General features: G+C 65.3%; 1 pseudogene. It reads left to right on the top strand.

From position 1 onward, the window contains the following. Positions 1-731 (top strand): annotated as a pseudogene (locus W930_RS30570) (hypothetical protein); the annotation flags it as partial.

Below are 731 nucleotides of genomic sequence, written 5' to 3' on the forward strand. Positions count from 1 at the left end.
TCGGGCACAGCATGGGCGGTGTGATCGCCCGGCTGATGGTCTCGAGCGCGGACGACGAGCTTTGGTCGGTCTTCCAGAACGACTACCACCTGGATGAAGACCAGGTCGACCGAGCGCGCAACCGGCTCGATCCGCTGTTCCACTTCGGGCCGGTGCCGCAGTTCGAGCGCGCGATCTTCATCGCGTCGCCGCATCGCGGCACACCGTTCGCGCGCAACCGCCTGGGTCGCTGGATATCGAACCTTATCAAGTTGCCGGTCACGCTGCTCTCGGGCATCGACGACGTGCTGCATTTCGCCACCGGATCGGAGGACGATCCCTCGGAGGGCAAGACCCGCTACGTACCGAACAGCGTCGACCAGTTGCGCGACACCGATCCGTATGTGGTTGCGTCGGCGGGACTCAAGATTTCCCCCAAGGTCCAGTACCACTCGATCATCGCGCGCCGCTCCGCCAAGGGACCATTGAACGAATCGACGGATGGCGTGGTGCCATACAACAGCGCACATCTCGCGGGCGCGCAGTCCGAGCGGGTGATCGTGGCCGGTCACAGCGTGCAGGAAACGCCGCAGGCGATTCTCGAGATTCGCCGGATCCTGCATGAAGACGTGAACGCGCTCGACCCGATCAAACTCCGTGGGCGCCCGGGACCTTACCAGCCCATCGACCCGCCCGCGCTTGCCGTGCCGGCCGCACCCTCGTCGAAACCGGCAACGGCGGGCACCGCCAAT

This window comes from Pandoraea sp. E26 (assembly GCF_000681415.1).
Lineage (GTDB): Bacteria > Pseudomonadota > Gammaproteobacteria > Burkholderiales > Burkholderiaceae > Pandoraea > Pandoraea pnomenusa.